The organism is Longimicrobiaceae bacterium (assembly GCA_036375715.1).
GTDB lineage: Bacteria > Gemmatimonadota > Gemmatimonadetes > Longimicrobiales > Longimicrobiaceae > DASVBS01.
In genome coordinates, this window is the sequence record DASVBS010000045.1 from 41,747 (window position 1) to 58,776 (window position 17,030).

The window sequence follows — 17,030 nt, forward strand, 5'->3', positions numbered from 1 at the left end:
GGACCATCAGGTGCTTCGGTTCGCCGGTGACCATCTCACCCCGGCTGCGGCGGCTGATCTCCTTCCTGCTGATCGCCGCCGCGTTCGCTTTTCTCGCGCGGGAGATCGTCCGCAACTTCGACGCGGTGCGGGAGTTCGACTGGCAGCTCCGACCCGCGGTGCTGGCGCTCTCCCTCGTCGCGTTGATGGTGGTCCTGGCAGCCGGGGTCGCTTTCTGGGCCCTGGTGCTGAGGTCGTTCGGCGTTCGCATCCCGCTGCTCCCGCTCGCCCGCACCTGGTTCCTTGCCAACCTGAGCCGCTACATTCCTGGCGTCGTCTGGCAGTTCGTGAGCCTTGCCCAGTTCTCGGGTGCGGCGGGATTGACCCCGGTGCTCTCGATCACCTCGCTGCTGGTGCAGATGGGATTCATGCTGCTCTCGGCGGCAGGCATCGGAGTGATCGTGCTTCCCCTCTCGCCGCTGGGCGATGCCTATCCACTGCTCCGTGACCTGCGCTGGCTTGCGCCGCTGGCGCTGTTGGGGGTGCACCCGGCTGTGATCCGGGCGATGGTGGGCGTGCTCGCGCGGGTTTCGCGGCGCACCACCGTCGAGTGGCGGGGATCGTGGCGGATGGGTCTCGTCCTTCTGCTCCTGGCGACACTCCTCTGGCTGGCGTATGGCCTGGCTTTCTTTTTCTTCCTGCGCGCCTTCGTGCCCCTGCCGCCCACGCTGCTACCGGCCGTCACGGCGATCCATGCCTTTGCCTTCCTGGTCGGCTATCTCGCCTTTTTCGCCCCCGCCGGGCTCGGCTTCAAGGATGCGGCGCTGACTCTGCTCCTAGCAGGGCTCCTTCCCACCTCGGTGGCCGCCTCCCTGGCCGTGCTCGCGCGCCTGTGGAGCATCGCGGGGGAGGCGATCCCTGCGCTGTTCCTCCTGCCGCGATCTGGACCCAGCTTTCCATCGCCGGGGGAGCCACAGAGGACAACAGAGGATGACACAGAGGGCACCGACGATGGACTTACCTGACCAGACGCCACGCAGTTGACACCCGCCTCTCACCTCCTTAAGGTGCGCCGCTGAATTTTTTGACCTAATAACTATAACCCCACCGCGCATGGACGCATGCCCTCGGGCAAGACTCCATACATGCCGCCACCACTTCGGCGCCACACGACCACGTCCCTCCTCCACTAACCTCGCCTTCCGTCCAACGCTCCAGCTGCATCGAAGCACTTCCTGTCCGCATCAGGACGCTCGACGCGTTATAGATCCGCCGCAGCCAGTGGAAGCACCAGACGTTCGAGATCCGATCTGTCCCGTCCGCAGGCGACTCGCCTCCGGACTCTTTTTTCCTGCGAACATGGCCGAACCATGAGAACCTTCAGGTTCAGCGGGATCCCACTAATGAGCTGGTCACTCCTCCTTCTCCTCCTCTGGCCCGGCGTCAGACTGCAGGCACAGCAGATCACCGTTCGGGGTCAGGTGGTGAACGCAGCGACCGAAGAGCCGATTCAGGGTGCCTCGGTCACCGTCGTGGAGACCGGCCAGAGCACCGCCACCGACGCTGAGGGCCGGTTCACGGTGAGTGTCCCGGGGCCGGATGCTTCCCTTAGCGTCACCGTGCTCGGTTACGAGACCGCCGAGGTCGCCCTCGGCGGACAGACCAACGTCGTGGTCCGCCTGCAGCAGAGCGCCGTGGCCCTGGAAGGGGTCGTGGTGGTGGGTTACGGAACACAGCAGCGGAGCGACGTGACCGGGTCGGTGTCCACGATCGACCAACGGCAGCTCGAGGATCGCGCCACGGTCACCATCGAACAATCGCTGCAGGGCGCCGTCCCCGGCGTCTCCATCACCACCACCGGCGCCGGCGCGGAGCCCAATAACACCTTTCAGATCCGCGGACGGAACTCGATCACGGCCAGCAATGAGCCACTGATCGTAGTCGACGGAATCCCTTACGAAGGGCCGATCTCGGAGATCAACCAGAACGACGTAGCCGCGATCAGCGTGCTCAAGGACGCCTCCGCCGCCGCGATTTACGGTGCCCGCGGATCGAACGGCGTCATCCTCATCACCACCAAGAAGGGCGGCGGCGCCCCCCGGATCGCTTACGAGGGATACGCGGGCGTGCAGCAGATCACCAATCTGCCACGCCTGATGACCGGGCCTGAGTTCGCCCGGTTCAAGTGCGAACGGTTGAACGGCGGGGTCAACTGTGAGGATGCTCTCACTGCGACCGAGCTGGAGAACCTGAACGCGGGCCGCTGGGTTGACTGGCTCGACCTGGCGACGCGCACCGGCACCCAGCAGCAACACAACCTCTCCTTCTCCGGTGGCGCCGGCGGCACGCGCTTCTACATCGCCGGATCGCTGCTCGATGTGGCCGGGGTTGCCAACAACGACGATTTCGAGCGCTACTCCCTCCGCGTGAACCTCGACCAGGAGCTCAAGTCCTGGCTACGCCTCGGAACCAGCACCCACATGTCCTACACGGACCGGAGTGGGATGGACGCGAACTTCGAGGCGGCCTTCTTCATGAACCCGCTCACCAACGCCTTCAACCCGGACGGCACGCTCACCACCACGCCCTGGCCAGAGGACGTCTTCTGGGGTAATCCGCTCGACGGGACCCTGGTGGTCGACGATGACGTGAGTCGGCGGATCTTCACCAGCAACTATCTCGAACTCGACCTTCCGATCGACGGATTGACCTACCGCCTCAACGCGGGGATCGACTTCGCCAACCACGAGCTGGGTCGCTACTGGGGCCGTAACACGCGGACGGGGCTCGATAGGCAGGGACGCGCAATCACCGAAAACGCCACCCGCTTCGATTGGACCGCCGAGAACGTCCTGCGTTTCCAGCGGGATTTCGGCGCCCACGGCCTGGACCTCACCGCGCTGCTCAGCGTCCAGGGGAACAACGTCGAAGAGGACCACCTCGCCTCAGAAGGTTTCCCCAACGACGTGCTCACCTACTACCAGGCCAACGTAGGTGCGCTGGTGGAGCCGTCGTACGTGGTGAGCCACTCCCGGCTGGTCTCGCAGATGGGACGCCTGAACTACAGCTACGACGAACGCTATCTGGTCACGTTGACCGCCCGTCGTGACGGCTACTCCGGGTTCGGATCGAACTACAAATACGGTGTGTTCCCCTCGTTCGCGCTCGGCTGGAACGTCTCGAACGAGCCGTTCTTCCCGGCCGAAGGGCCGGTGACCTCACTCAAGCTGCGCGCCTCATGGGGCAAGAATGGTAACCAGGCAATCTCGCCCTATCGGACCCTCGCACGCCTGAGTGACGAGTCGTACGTGGAGAACGGGATGACCGCACCCGGGTTCATCCCGTCTGCACTCGGCAACCCCGATCTCCGCTGGGAGACGACGACTTCGCTCAACGTCGGCCTCGACTTCGGCTTCTGGGGAGATCGATTGACCGGCAGCATCGACGCGTACCGGGCGCGCACCCGCGACCTGCTGCTGAACCGGCTGATCTCACCGGTGCATGGGATCACGCGCATCACCGAGAACATCGGGAAGACGGCGAACAAAGGGATCGAGCTGCAGCTCTCGTCCCTCAACCTCGACCGGCCGGATCTTTCCTGGCGCACGGACTTCAACATCTCTGCGAACCGGAACGAGATCGTCGACCTCTACGGCGACGGTCAGGACGACGTCGCCAACCGGTGGTTCATTGGCCACCCGATCAATGTGCTCTACGACTACGAGTTCGATGGGATCTGGCAGGAGGGCGACGACATCGCCAACTCGGCACAGCCTGACGCGGTCCCCGGCGACGTGCGTATCGTGGATCAGAACGGTGACGGCGTGATCAACACCGACGATCGCACATTCGTCGGCGACCTCGAGCCGGACTACATCGCCGGTCTGATCAACACCTTCACATACAAGGGCGTCTCCCTCAGCGCGTCCCTCTACACCGTTCAGGGAGTGGAGCGCGAGAACAATCTGCGGGCGCTGAACCTGGTGCACACGGAGTTGCGCAGAAACACCATCTGGCAGGATTACTGGACCCCGGAAAACCCGAGCAACACCGTGCCGCGCAACAGCGATGATTCGAACCCCTTCAGTGTCCCCTTCCTGGAGGATGCCAGCTTCATCCGGCTAAGAGACGTCACCCTCTCCTACGACCTGCCGCCCTCCTTCACTGAGCGGCTTGGGGCGGGCTCAATGCGCGTCTACCTCAACGGACGGAACCTGTGGACGCACACCGACTGGACGGGGATGGACCCGGAGCTGAGCAACGCCAACCAGCGGGGTGTGCCCCTGGAGCGGGTGATCGTGGGAGGAGTCAATGTCCAGTTCTGAACGAGGAACCAACGGACAGGCACATTCACCCACGAACCGCGAAGCCGGAACTATGACTATACATCGACGGATCACCCGCTATATCGGCGCTACCCTGATGGCTGCAGCGAGCATCACGCTGGGTGCGTGCGACGATGGAATTCTCGACGAGGATCCTCCCCACATCATCGTCCCGGAGAATCTGTACGTCGACCTGGCGGGCTTCGAGGCGGGAATCAATGCCCTGTACGCACAGGTGCGTAAGGAGCGGGAAGGCGTGAGCGGCGACGGCTCGAACGAGCTGCGGGCAATGATCGCGACGGTGGGCGTCGACAATGCGTTTGGCAACCACCGCGTCCGGAATGGGGCGGATCTTCAATGAATGGGGCGTGCGCAACAATCCCCAGGAGGGCTTCTATCTCGACATCTGGACCTGGCTCTACCAGACCATAAACGCCGCGAACACGATCATCCAGCGCGCGGAGAACCCCGACATCGACTGGACCGAACGGCAGAAGAACGAGATCCTGGCCCAGGCGCGCCTGTTCCGCGCTTGGGCGTACCGCCACCTGACGTACTTATGGGGTGACGTGCCGTTGAATCTGGAGGAAGCTTCCGGCGAATCGATCCGCACAGACTGGGAGCGGACGCCGAAAGCCGAAGTGTGGGCGCAGATGGAGGATGACCTCCTGTTCGCCGAGCAGTATCTGCCGGAGATACCCTCGAGCCCCGGGCGTGTGAGCAAGGCCGTGGCGCGCCACTATCTGGCGGAGCTCTACCTGGCCATGGATCGTCCGGCCGAGGCGGAGGAAAAGGCGGCTGCGGTGATAAACGGTGGCAACTACACTCTGATCACCGAACGCTATGGCGCAAAGGCCTCCGAACCGGGCGTGCCCTTCATGGATCAGTTTCAGGACGGCAACGTCAACCGCGACCAGGGGAATACCGAGGCGCTCTGGGTCTTCCAGTACCAGGTCGACACGCCGGGCGGTGGGCAGAGCATCATGCGGCGATATTGGGTGAACCGCTACTACACCATCCCCGGGCTCCAGGTATCCGCGGAATACGGCGGACGCGGCATCGGACGGTTGGGGATTACGTCGTGGGCGCTCAACCTTTACGAACCGCAGGACGATCGCGGCTCCGACTTCGCCATTCGGAAGTTCTACCTCTACAACGATCCCGACCGCCTGCCCGAAGGAAAGGAGCTCGGGGACACCGTATACCTCAGCTGGGAGCAGGAGTCGGAGACGAACGAATACTGGCCGAGCACCCGCAAATGGGACTGGGTCGACCCGCAAGACATCGACGGAGCTCGTCAGTACCAGAACCAGCCGTACTTGCGTCTCGCCGAAACCTACCTCCTACTGGCCGAGGCGCAGATGAAGCAGGGCAAGCTCGCCGAGGCCGCGGAGAACATCAACATCGTCCGCCGCCGGTCGAACGCCTCTGAGATCGGCCCTGACGACGTCACGCTGGATTTCATCCTGGACGAGCGCTCGCGCGAGCTGGTCACCGAGGAGCACCGGCGCTATACGCTGATCCGCACCGGTACCCTGTTGGAGCGGGTGAAGAAGTACAATCCGCTCGCCGCGCCGAACATCGTCGAGCGTGATACCCTCTTCCCGATCCCCCAGGCGGTGATCGACGCCAATGTGGATACGCCGATGCCGCAGAACCCGGGGTATTGAGCGGGGCCTCGTGGTGGACATTCGCATGATGGCGGTCGCCGGACTCCGGCAATCCGGGAAAGCTCAGCGTTGGAGCAGGTGGCGGCAGCTTCTGCTCGGCGCGCTGCTGCCGCTCGTCCCGACCGAGTCCGTAGCCCAGGGCCCGCTGCAGGTCCTCGCCTTCACCGACACCAGCAGCGTGCGGATCGAGGTGGAGGTGCCGAACGCGGCCACGCTCGTCGGGGCGGCGGTGAATGCCACGATCGTGAACGAGACCGATAGCACCCACCTCTGGTCGGGTGAGCTCGGACAGCTCGCGGTCGCTGAGGGAGACGTCGGGCGCCTTACGGCCCGCCTGGAAGGACTCGACCCGCTGCGCTGGAGCCCGGAGTCGCCCCATCTGTACCGGCTGACAGTCGAAGTGGCGCATGCGAGCACTACACTCCGAAGCACTGCGCGCATCGGGTTCAGGCGCTTCGAGGTGCGGGACGGCCGCTTCTTGCTCAACGGTCGCCCGGTCTTCCTGAAGGGCAACTCCATCAACCCGCCGGATCGCACGCTGCCAGATTCGCTCGACGAAAACCCTCGCTTCGCCCGCGAGTACCTGCAGGCGCTCAAGCGCAGCGGCGTCAACATCATCCGGCTGACCCGCCATTCCCAGGTCTGGTTCGACGTGGCAGACGAGGTCGGGATGCTGATCTTCCAGGGGCACTACGGCACTCCCGAAGGCGGCGGCGCCACCTATCCTCCGAGGCAGCCCCTCGAGCAGTCGCTGCAATGGTATCGCGAGGAGGTGTTCGAGCCCCTCGTCAACCATCCCAGCGTGGTGATCTACGTGCTCTCCAACGAGCAGGCGGCGCCGGAAATCTCCTACAAGAGCCGCGGGCACGAGGAGATTGAGCGCTTCCTCACCAATGTCTATCGCGAGCTGCGCCGGTGGGACGATACCCGGCCCTACATCGGGAACGCAGGGTACGGATTCGGCCGCTCGGGCGACGTCTGCGACCTCCACCGCTACTGGGGGTGGTACTACAACTCCTTCCTCAGTTACTACACGCTACGCGACCCACACGTCTGCTGGCGATCCGATCGGGTGCAGCCGATCACCCTGACCGAAGCGGTCGGCAACTACACCGGGGTGGACGGCCGCTTCAACTTGGTATCGCGCAGCAAGCAGCCCGACTCGCAGCTCAACTGGACAGGCCACGCCCCGGACAGCGAGCAGGCGGAGCGCGGGCTTGCGCACCAGGCTCTCGTCGCGAAGCAGGCGATCGAGATCACCCGCCGCCTGCGTGCCCGCAACCCCTACCTAGCCGGCATCATGCCCTTCTCCATCCCCTTCTACCGCTGGTGGGGGATACGGAGCTTCGCCGAGATGGGCTCGAAGCCGGTTCTGGACCAGTTCGCGGTCTCCTACCAGCCGGTGCTGCTGAGCTGGGAGCTGTGGACCCCCCAGGTCTATGCGGGCAGTACCCTCCGACCCGTGGCGCATGTGGTGAACGATGCGGAGAGCGGCGAGGGGCTCGACGACCTGGTGCTGCACTACGCCCTGGTGGACTCTGCCGGGACCAAGCGAGCCGAAGGACGCCTTCCCTTCCCTGACGTTGCCTACTACCAGGCGGTGGGAACCCGGCTGGAGATCCGGCTACCGGAGGATTTACCGACGGGCGAGTACATGCTCCGGGGGAGGCTCGAGCGGAACGCTGAGGTGATCTCGCGGAACGAGACCCCGATCTTCGTAGCCGGCCGTGACTTCGTGGGGGAGCCGGCGCGGATCGATCGAACGGTGGTGCTCTACGATCCGAGAGGCGCCACTGGCGCGGCGCTCCGCAACCTGGGCGTGCCGTTTCGCGCCGCCAGCGACCTCGCAGGGCTCGACCCGGAAGCGGATCTACTGGTGATCGGCGCCGAGGCCTGGGACGAGACCCTCGCCGATTCAGCCGAAGCTCTCCGAGCCTTCGTCGACGAGGGAGGGCGCGCGATCGTACTTCGGCAGTCAGCGGATCGCTTCGATCCGTCCTGGCTGCCCACCGCCGTGCGGTTGCAGACCGAGGAGCTGGATCACCCACTGGTTTATCCGGGAGGACGGCCATTCCGCAATGCGCTGGCGGTCAACCCGGAGCGGCTGGACCATCCGGTCTTCGACGGGATCGACCGGGATCGCTTGTACCTCTGGTCCGACTACACCGGCTGGGACGAAGGGCGCCCGGGCTTTCCCGCCGTCTACCCAGTGACATCGGGCTTTGTGCTGACCGATCGGGACCATCTGGCACACACCGCCGTGCTGGCCAACTACGACCACGGCCTGGAGGGGGTCGCGCTCGTCGAGATGTTCTCGGGTGAGGGGTCGGTCATTCTCTCCGGCTTCGACCTGGTGAACCGCAGCGGCATCGATCCGGTGGCCGATCGGCTGCTGGCGAACCTGATCCGCTACCAGGGAACGAACGAGCCGCATTTCGTCCATCCACTGGTGACCGAGAAGATAGTCTGGGGCGAGTACGGGTCGGAGCGTGGGCTGGTGACCGGGATCTACAACGGTTTGCTGTTGAACACGGTTCCCGAGATTCCGGAAGGCCTTCGCGACAAGTATCCGCTGCGCATCGACGACGAGGGTTTCCACTTCGCCGGCGCGGCGGGAGGCTGGAACACCCGTCCGGCGATCCAGTACGTGCCTCGCGGCCGGCGTCCGTTCGGTCCTTACGAGTTCACCCTCGGCGGCGCCGTGCGCCTCCCGGACGGTGCAGGGGCGGTGGGTGAAGGGCGTGTGTGGCTGCGCCTCCCTGAAGACCGCAGCCGCATGGTGACGACGGTCTGGAACCCGGCCGACGTGCCACTGGAGATCGAGATCGAGGTGAACGGGACGCGCCAGCCCGCACGCATCGCCGCAGGCGCGACGGTGGAAGTCGAAACTCCGCTGCCAAGGGCGTCGAGAAGCCTCGCGCTCGTTTATCGAGGCGACAGGCGACTGGTGTTGCTTGCGACAGACTTCCAGTAGATAACCACACAGGATCACAGAGGATTACACAGAGGGCGCTGAGGCGGCCCCGCTGTCCGTAATTCAAAATTCAAAATTCAAAATTGTCATTTCGTAATTCGTAATTCGTAATTCTCCCCTCAGGATGGCCGCCGCGCGATGGTGATGGTGTCGAACGCCGCCTCCACCGGAAACTTCAGGCCGGCGTTCAGGATTCCGAACACGCCGGAGAGCCGCTGCATGATCCGATGCTTCCGCAGCTTTCGAGGAGAAAGGCGGGCGAGCTTCTCCAGCTCCACGCACTCCCATTCGGAGAGGACCACTTGGAGGCCGGCGTCGTCACAGAGGGCGCGCATCCCCTCCGGGTAGATGCGCCAGCAGTCCACGGGCGACTCGTGGTAATGCCAGGAGACCGGGTTGATGACAATCACCAGCCCGCCCGGTGCGCAAACGCGTGCCAGCTCGGGCATCCACCGCCAGATCTTCCGTACGTGCTCGATCACCTGAGCCGCGAAGACCACGTCGTAGGCGCCATCGGGCACGGGGAACGAATACTCGTCGGTAGTGCGGTAGGTGAGGGGCACATCCGCGCGGGAGGCGAAGTCGAGGGTATCCCAGGCCAATGTCGGCCCGACGATGGTGCGGTAGGTGGAGGGCTCCCGATCGGGCCCGATCTCCAGCACCCGGTGCTCGGGAAGAAAGAAATCGCGTGCGTACTTCTCGAAGAGGAGACGACTGTTCTTGTGCATGCGGGCGATGGGCTGGGCATGTACCGGCGTGCCGGGAATCTACAGGGCGGGCCATTCGAATTCCATCGCCAGCCGAAGGATGTGGGTAGCGGCTTTGCCCGCGCGGCGGTACAATCTCTGCTCGCAGTCCACCATGCCCGCGGACTACGGCTGCGGACACCCTAAGGACGAAGACGGCACAACGCGGAATGCCCGGGCGGTTCCGATACCCTCCCGGAAATCGCTGCGATGATCACGGGAAGCCCTCTCAGATCGAAGACGGGAGGCGCTCCTCCGCCCCGCGCCGTCCTCGTCCTTTGTGTTCCCGCACGCCAAGGTTCCGGACCGGGCGGCCTGTCCATCTGTGCACCGAGCTTGAGATGCTGGAAGAGCTGAAAGCGAAGCTGGAACAAGAGATCGAACGGCTCACCCACGAGCTTCAGGTCACCCTCCCGCGCGCGATCAAGACCGCGGTAGAGCACGGGGACCTGCGGGAGAACTCGGAATACAAGTCCGCGCTCGAGCGGCAGCAGTTCGTGCAGGCACGACTGAACCACCTCACCCGGCGGATGCAGGAGCTCTCGAAAATCGACCTGACCGAGATCCCGCTGGACCGGGTCGGCTTCGGCTCCCGGGTGACTGTGCAGGACCTGCGGACGAAGGAGGAGGAGGTCTACACCCTGGTCTTCGGCGATTACATCGACATCGAGACCGGCCAGATCTCCATGGCCTCGCCACTGGGGCAGACCCTGCTGGGGAGACAGGTGGGAGAGGAGGTGACCCTGCAACTCCCCCGGGGCTCCCGCAAGCTGAAGATCACCGAAGTGGTGACGCTGCCGCAGATGGCGGGAGGGGAGGGGTAATATTACGAATTACGAATTGCGAATACGAATTACTTGGCCGGAATTTTGAATTCTTAATTTTGAATTTTGAACTCCGCTCAGGCGCATCAGCTCCGCGCAGCTGTATCCCAACCGCGGAGCCGTAATTCGTAATTCGTAATTCGTAATTATTCGCAATTCGTAATTTACTGCTGCCGCCGCTGCCGCCTGAGCTGGTCCACCTCGCTGCGCAGAGTGGCGATCAGCTCGGCGGTGAAGCCGAAGCCGAAGAGCATAAAGCCCACCGTCTCCAGCAGCAGCACCAGGGTCAGTAGCGGGCGGTAACCGAAGGGCGGCATCCAGCCCGCCACGCGCAGCACAACGGCCACCAGGCCGACCAGAATGCCGAGCAGGATCAAACCGATTCCCCACCCACCGAAGAACTGCATCGGCTTGGCGCTGAACTTCAGGTAGAACCAGACCACCACCAGGTCGTTGACGCCGACCGCGATGCGGCTCCGGCCGGAGTACTTCGACATCCCCGCCCGCCGCGGCAACAGCTCGATGTCGATCTCGCTCATCGTCCACCCGCGGTCGTGAGCCAGGACGATGAAGAAGCGGTGCCAGTCGTGCCGCAGCGGGATCTCCTCCAGTATCTCCCGTCGGAAGGCCTTCATTGAGTTGAGGTCCCGCACCGGCACGTTGAAGAGGCGCTGCGAGAGCCAGTTGTAGGTCCGGCTTACCGCCTGCTTTTCATACCGCCCCACCTTTCGGCCGGTCACGATGTCCCACCCCTCCGCCAGCTTGGCGAGGAAGCGGGGGATCTCCTCGGTCGCGTGCTGCAGGTCGGCGTCGAAGAGGATGACGTAGGTGCTCTCCGCCGCCGCCGCGCCGGTCACCATCGCCTCCGTCTTCCCCTGGTTCCGCCGGTGCCGAAGTACCTTCGCCCGCGGCATTCCCGCCGCCTCCCGTTCCGCCGCCTCGTAGGTGCCATCGGTCGATCCATCGTCGACCAGGATGATCTCGCCGTTCAGCCGATGGCGAGCGAAGGTGGCCCGCAGCTCCGAGAAGAGCGCGGGCATGTTCTCGACCTCGTTGTAGGCGGGGATGAGGACGGCAAAGTCGGCGCGAAGCGCCTCGGGGATCTGCGGACCGTCGGACGGCGACGAGGCAGGGGTGGAGCCTCGCTCTACCATCCTCTCCTGGGAGCTTAGACTCACACCCGCTTGCGCATCCGAGCGGAGAGGATGCCCAGCTGGTCGCGATACTTGGCGACCGTGCGTCGGGCGATCTGGATCCCCTCCTTCTTCAGGATATTGACGATCGCCTGGTCGGTGAGCGGCTTCGCCGGGTTCTCCTCCGCGACCAGCTTCTGGATCTGGGCCTTGATACCGCGGGCGGATACCTCCTCGCCCGAGGTCGTCGACAGGCCCGAGGAGAAGAAGAACTTCAGCGGCAACACGCCCCGCGGCGTCTGCACGTACTTCTCGTTGGTCACCCGCGAGACCGTCGACTCGTGCATGTCGATCACCTCGGCGACCTCCCGCAGGGTGAGCGGCTTGAGGTACTGCACGCCCTTCTCGAAGAAGTCGCGCTGCCGGTCGACGATGAAGTTCATCACCTTCAGCATGGTCTGCCGGCGCTGCTCGATCGCCTGGATCATCCAGTTGGCCGAGTTCAGCTTGTTGGAGATGAACTCCTTGTTCTCGCCCGCGAACTTCTTCTTGTCCTTTGCGATCTCGCGATAGGTCTTGGAGAGCTTGAGCCGCGGAAGGTTGGTGTCGTTGAGGAAGACGAGGTAATCGTCACCCACCTTCTCCACCACCAGGTCCGGGGTGATGTAGTTGTCGTCGTGACTGCCGTACTTGAGCCCCGGCTTCGGATCCAGCTTGGAGATCTCGTCGGCCGCGTCCTGGACGTCGCGCGGCGTGATCGAGAGCTCCTTCGAGATCTCCGACCACCGGTGGTTGATCAACTGGTCGAAGTAGTCCCGCGCGATGCGGTAAGCGAGTGATCCCGCAAGGACCTCCTCCAGCTCCTCGTCAGTAGGCTCGATACCGCCCGACTTCGCCGTCAACTCCTGCGCGGCGGCGTCCCGAAGCTGCAGGAGAATACATTCCCGCAGGTCGCGGGCGCCGATGCCCGGGGGATCGAAGCCCTGGATGAGCCGAAGCATCTCCTGCGCCTCCTGCATCGTATACGGGCGCTGCTCATCCTCCGACCCAGCCCAGTCCGACCCTTCCTCCCCGAGGAACTCGTTCAGCGATTGAACCACCGTCTCCAGCGGACAGACCAGGTACCCTTCGTCGCTGATGTTGCCGATGATCTCCTCGCCCAGCAGCAGCTCCCGCGGAGAGAGGCGCAGCAGGGTGAGCTGGTCCCGGAGGTGGTCGCCCAGATCCCGCGTCGCCACCGAGATCGGCTCGTAGTACTCGCGCTGCTCGTACTCCTCGCGCCGACCGCCCGCTTCGAAGCCGTTGAGGAGGATCTCCTCCCAGTCGATCTCTTCGTCGTCCTCCTTCTTTTCCTCCTTGACCTCAGGAACCTCTTCAGCCTCCGCCTCCTCTGCCATCTCGAGGAAGGGATTGTTCAGCAGTTCCTGCTTCAGGTGCTGCTGCAGGTCGAGCAGGGGCATATAGAGCAGATCCATCGCCTGATACAGGCGTGGATTGATCTTCATCTCCTGCTTGAGCGCAGTGCCCTGGTACAGACCCGTCTTCATGAGCTGACTCCCTTACTCGGGATTTGTGTATCGCTGACGCATGCGGGCGGTCAGGGTGGGGCCAAGGTAGATCTCCGCCACCTCGTCATTCCATACCAATTCAGAAACCGTACCGGAAACCCGCACGCGTCCTTCGTACATGATGTATGCTCGATCCACGATGTCGAGCGTTTGCTCTACATTGTGGTCACTGATCAGTACCCCGATGTTGCGCTGGCGGAGGTCGGCGACGATCTGCTGGATGTCGTGCACCGCGATCGGGTCGACCCCGGCGAAGGGCTCGTCGAGCAACATGAACTTCGGACGGCCTACCAGCGCCCGGGTGATCTCCAGCCGGCGCCGCTCTCCGCCGGACAGGGCGTATGCCTTGGAATGCCGCAGGTGCTTGATCCCGAGCTCGTCGAGCAGAACCTCCAGGCGCCGCTGCTGCTCCTCCTTGGAGAGGCCCATCATCTGCAGAATGGCGCGCACGTTCTCCTCGACCGTCAGCTTGCGGAAGATCGACGGCTCCTGCGCCAGGTAGCCGATCCCCTTGCGAGCCCGCCGGAACATCGGCGTATCGGTGACGTCTTCCTTGCCGATGGTCACGCGACCGGCATCGGGGGCGATCAGGCCGACCATCATGTAGAAGGTCGTGGTCTTCCCGGCCCCGTTGGGGCCGAGCAGACCCACGATCTCCCCCTGCGTCACGTGCAGGTCGACGTTGTTCACCACCTTCCGCTTTCGATACACCTTGACCAGCCCGGAGGCAGCGAGCGTGCTTCCCCCGGGGGTCGGCTCTCGGACGGCCCGCTGAGTGGTCGGCGCCTCGGTGATCACGCGGATGCGCCGTTCCACCCGCTCCTGCAAGGCGTCTCGCCGCGCGCGCAGCGCCGGGGCGAGACGGACGCTGCTCCCCTCGAGGCCGTCTCCACTCGTCCCGCGAAGCTCGACCAGCCCCTGGTCGGCGAGCATGCGGGCCACGTGCTCGTGCAGGTAATTGCGCTCCTCCTCGCTCGGCTGGGGAGTCTGCTCCCAGGGCCTCGAGGCGTGCGACAGCCCCGTCTCCGGTGCGGCACCCAACCGCGTGAGCTCGCGCTCCAGCTCGTCCACGAGCGCCGCGCAGGAGACCCACCCCTCCCCGGCTTTCTCACGGAGGGCGAGCGCGCGCAACGTGAGCAGGGCCGAAAGGTCGGCCCGCTCCGTCCGCGCCAGCAGCTCGTCCACCATGGGTGGCCGCTCGTCAGCCATCTGCGTCTCCACTCTACGGTTCGGGTTCCGTGAACGGCTCGGGCACCATGCCCGGATCCGGCTCTCCAAACGGCTCGTCCGGAAACTCCTCGGGCTCTGGCGGAAACTCGTCGGTCTCCGGGGGGAACTCGCCCGTGTCGGGCGGCATGTCGGCTCCGCCATCGTCGTCGGCGGGTTCCTGCCCCTCTGCCTGCCCCTCCGCCGCCTCCGCTTCATCGGCTGCCTCGGCCGCTCGCGCCGAATCGGCGGCGGTCATGGGCTCGAGATAGAGTCCGCGCCGGAGCCCCGTCACGTCCGCGGTCTTCACCCGCCCTTCCGCGAAGATCAGCTCGATGCGGGCGGCCGAAAGGAAGTTGATCCCGGGGCGCGCATCGACCGAGTCCCCCTCCTGCGGCGGGACGTGATAGAGCGAGCGGGCATTCCCCACCGACACCAGCCGCTCCATCACCAGGGCCGTATCCGCTCCGGCGGGTGTCGCCCGCACCGGCTCGCCCACCACCAACGGATCGCTCGCCTCGCCGTTTTCCTCGGCGTCCGTAGCTGCTCCCGCCATGTCGGCCGCCTCGACACTGTCGGCGGGCGACTCCACGATGGTGGTGAAGTACCCGGTGATGGTATCGCCGGTGATCCAGTCGTTCTGAACGAGGCGTTCGGCGCTGACCGTCACCACGCTGTCTCCGCTGGCAAACATCGCCTCTACCCCGCCCCGCTGACGATCGGCGAGTGCCGCCGTGTCCGCCCTGGCCCGCGCAGCGCTGTCTGCGGCCGGAGCCGGTTCGCCCAGGGCCAGCGTGTCAGCGGAAGGCTGCCCGACCGGGCGCTGCCCCTGAGCGATACCTGCCGAATCCGGCGGCAGGCCGAGCGTGTCGGCCGCCAGGGTATCCGCTGCCAGCGTGTCGCCCGGGAAGCGGACGGGCACCACCGGCGCCCGCGTGGTGTCGATCATCTCGCCGCGCGCGTTCCCGATCGCGACTACCAGCTCCAGCTTCTGCCCCGGCAGGCTCGCGTCCAGCGAGTCCGCCTCGAGGCGGAAGGTCGGTGACGTCGCCAGCGGCCGCACGCCGGGCGCGATAGCCGGATCGGACCGGGCCACGGTGCGCTGCAGCAGGTCGTCCTCGAACAGGAGGTTCAGTTGCGGCGCCTCCACGTTGAGGTCGTCTCCGATCAGGCGCGCGTCGCGCCGCGCCTCCACCTCGCGGATGGCCCCTCCCGGAATGGTGGCGAAGATCACCGCCGCCTCCAGCGAGTACTCCGCGCTGTGGATCGACGCGTTCCCACGCAGCTCCAGCGTCTCGGACGATCCTCGCTGCTCCGCCTCGTCCGCGACCGCTCGCATCTGGTCATCCTGGATGACCACGTTACCGACCGCGGTGAGGTCGTTCTCACCCAGGATCGACATGCGGTCGGCATCGATGGTCAGCGGCATCCCGGAGGTGTCGGCGGGCGCCCCGCCCCTCCCGGGCGGGAATCGCACCGGAACAGCCGAATCCGTCTCAACCGCATCTCGCGCGGCGGGTTGTTCCCGCACCGAATCGGCCTGCGCCGAGTCCCGAGCGGTCGGCAGGCGCTGCATGGTCAGCCGCGGCCGGCCGTAGGCGTTGACCAGCGCCTGAGGCCGATCCTCGGTCGCTCGATAGTACTCCAGTTCGGGACCGGAGAGCGTCGTCCCCTCCACGCGATCGGTGAAGACGACGTTGCCGGTCGCATGAAGCATCCCGCTCGCGCTGTTGTAGACGGCGTGATCGGAGGTCAGAGAGCGCGTCGCATCCTGGAAATAGACGTCTCCGGTGAGGGTCACGACACGCTGTACCTGGTCGACCGTCCCGGCCGCCGCCCGCACGTACGCCCCGTCCTCGCAGGTCACCTCGAAGGGATCGAAGACGTTGATGATCGTTCCCTCGCGCGCCATCTCCCCTCCCGGCTGCACCCGCAGCCGACACTCGCGTCCGGCGGAGGGCGCGGCGCCCTCGGGGGTCTGAGCGTCTGCCACGCCGAGCGGCATTGCGAGACCCGCCAGAGCGGCGAGAAGGAAGCGACGCATCAGAAGGTGATCTCTCCCCCGCCTGTCGAAATGTTCTCGGTTTCCACGCCCACCGCGCGCCAGTTCTCCCCGTTGACGTCGGAGCGGAAGGAAGTGCCGCGCGAAACGCTCCCCCCTTCGTTCAGAACCCAGGCCGAATCACTCCATATCTCCTCAGACCGGACGTCGTAGTGGAGCTCCTCCGTCTCCAGACGCCGGACGCCGTTCTCCGATTGCGTGATCAGGACGACATCGTCCCGGGCGATGAAGGAGCCGTCATCGGGGGTGTACTCGCCCGCCTTCGAGGTCAGGGTGCCGGATTCCGCCCCGGTTTCGGTGAAGAACTGGATGTACACGCCGCGCAGATCCCACTGGCGGCCGTTCTCCTGCTGAATCGCGGTGTCGGCCTGCAGAATCGCGGTACGCACCCCCTTCCGCGTCATCACGTGCTCCACGCCAAACGTCATGTCGCCCGGAGGTAGATCGTCGGGGGAGAGGACCTCGGAAGAACGCCCCGAATCGTCCCCACAGGCGGCGATCGCCGTAGCCAGCAAAGCGGTCACTAGGTAGCGCCAACACATC

The 17,030-nt window shown here is 65.0% G+C and carries 12 protein-coding genes; 6 read left to right on the forward strand and 6 right to left on the reverse strand.

Going from position 1 to position 17,030, the window contains the following annotated elements; all coding sequences use genetic code 11:
• Nucleotides 1-26 precede the first annotated feature (26 nt).
• The 5 genes from VF167_08670 (at nt 27) to VF167_08690 (ending at nt 8,948) form a co-directional block, all read left to right on the forward strand.
• A complete protein-coding gene (locus tag VF167_08670) occupies nt 27-1,004 on the forward strand; it encodes a hypothetical protein (protein HEX6925491.1) in 978 nt (325 codons plus the stop codon).
• 378 nt (nt 1,005-1,382) lie between these two features.
• Nucleotides 1,383-4,304 (forward strand): TonB-dependent receptor, encoded by a 2,922-nt coding sequence (locus tag VF167_08675; GenBank protein ID HEX6925492.1) that lies wholly within the window; start codon nt 1,383-1,385, stop codon nt 4,302-4,304.
• Between the two features lie 52 nt (nt 4,305-4,356).
• Nucleotides 4,357-4,665, forward strand: coding sequence for a hypothetical protein (locus VF167_08680; protein ID HEX6925493.1), 309 nt, complete (start codon nt 4,357-4,359; stop codon nt 4,663-4,665).
• Nucleotides 4,625-5,974 carry a RagB/SusD family nutrient uptake outer membrane protein gene (locus VF167_08685; protein ID HEX6925494.1) on the forward strand — a complete coding sequence of 450 codons (1,350 nt, stop codon included), beginning with the start codon at nt 4,625-4,627 and terminating at the stop codon, nt 5,972-5,974. The genes VF167_08680 and VF167_08685 overlap by 41 nt, the downstream gene beginning before the upstream one ends.
• Before the next feature lie 25 nt (nt 5,975-5,999).
• Complete coding sequence (locus VF167_08690; protein ID HEX6925495.1) at nt 6,000-8,948, forward strand: glycoside hydrolase family 2 TIM barrel-domain containing protein; 2,949 nt, start codon at nt 6,000-6,002, stop codon at nt 8,946-8,948.
• A gap of 119 nt (nt 8,949-9,067) precedes the next feature.
• On the opposite strand, the gene VF167_08695 is transcribed toward VF167_08690, so the two are convergent.
• Nucleotides 9,068-9,676 carry a methyltransferase domain-containing protein gene (locus tag VF167_08695; protein ID HEX6925496.1) on the reverse strand — a complete coding sequence of 203 codons (609 nt, stop codon included), beginning with the start codon at nt 9,674-9,676 and terminating at the stop codon, nt 9,068-9,070.
• A gap of 359 nt (nt 9,677-10,035) precedes the next feature.
• Here VF167_08695 and greA point away from each other — a divergent pair, with 359 nt between their 5' ends.
• On the forward strand, nt 10,036-10,518 hold the full coding sequence (gene greA, locus VF167_08700) for a transcription elongation factor GreA (GenBank protein HEX6925497.1): 483 nt from the start codon (nt 10,036-10,038) through the stop codon (nt 10,516-10,518).
• A gap of 164 nt (nt 10,519-10,682) precedes the next feature.
• Here greA and VF167_08705 read toward each other — a convergent pair whose 3' ends face one another.
• The 5 genes from VF167_08705 to lptC are packed head-to-tail and all read right to left on the reverse strand — an operon-like array spanning nt 10,683 to nt 17,029.
• Nucleotides 10,683-11,672 carry a glycosyltransferase family 2 protein gene (locus VF167_08705; GenBank protein ID HEX6925498.1) on the reverse strand — a complete coding sequence of 330 codons (990 nt, stop codon included), beginning with the start codon at nt 11,670-11,672 and terminating at the stop codon, nt 10,683-10,685.
• Nucleotides 11,673-11,692: 20 nt separating this feature from the next.
• Nucleotides 11,693-13,198, reverse strand: coding sequence for an RNA polymerase factor sigma-54 (gene rpoN, locus VF167_08710; protein ID HEX6925499.1), 1,506 nt, complete (start codon nt 13,196-13,198; stop codon nt 11,693-11,695).
• 12 nt (nt 13,199-13,210) lie between these two features.
• Entirely contained in the window at nt 13,211-14,428 is a 1,218-nt protein-coding gene (gene lptB / locus VF167_08715; GenBank protein ID HEX6925500.1) for an LPS export ABC transporter ATP-binding protein, read from the reverse strand.
• A gap of 13 nt (nt 14,429-14,441) precedes the next feature.
• The gene (locus VF167_08720) at nt 14,442-16,469 is read right to left on the reverse strand and encodes a hypothetical protein (protein HEX6925501.1); all 2,028 of its coding nucleotides are present in this window, start codon (nt 16,467-16,469) and stop codon (nt 14,442-14,444) included.
• Nucleotides 16,469-17,029 carry an LPS export ABC transporter periplasmic protein LptC gene (gene lptC / locus VF167_08725; GenBank protein HEX6925502.1) on the reverse strand — a complete coding sequence of 187 codons (561 nt, stop codon included), beginning with the start codon at nt 17,027-17,029 and terminating at the stop codon, nt 16,469-16,471. Before lptC ends, VF167_08720 begins: the two co-directional genes overlap by 1 nt.
• Nucleotide 17,030 lies beyond the last annotated feature (1 nt).